The following is a 320-nucleotide window of genomic DNA, read 5'->3' as shown; positions in this document are numbered from 1 at the left end:
CCCCAGTCCATCACCACCATCGGGATGTTGCGGTAATCTTCCAGCATGCCCAGCAGCTGATCCGGGTACTCGGAGCACATGACCAACAGGCCGTCGACGCGCTTTTGCGCCAGCATCGCCAGGTAGGCGCGCTGCTTGTCCAGATTGTTGTGCGAGTTGCACAGGATCAGGGTGTAGCCTTTGCTGTAGCAGCTGTTTTCCACCGCCTCGATCACTTCGGCAAAGTAGGGCGCTTCGCTCGAGGTGGCCAGCAGGCCGATCGACTTGGTGTGATTGACTTTCAGGCTGCGCGCCACGGCGCTCGGCGAGTAGTGCAGCTC

Annotated in this window: 1 pseudogene; it reads right to left on the bottom strand. The window is 60.6% G+C overall.

Features of this window, described 5'->3' with window-relative positions:
• Positions 1–320 (bottom strand): annotated as a pseudogene (locus KHA85_RS20775) (hypothetical protein); the annotation flags it as partial.

The organism is Dietzia massiliensis (assembly GCF_018390595.1).
Classification (GTDB): Bacteria; Actinomycetota; Actinomycetes; order Mycobacteriales; family Mycobacteriaceae; genus Dietzia; species Dietzia massiliensis.
Note: the sequence above shows the minus strand (reverse complement) of the source record. Positions and strands in the feature narration are given on the sequence as shown.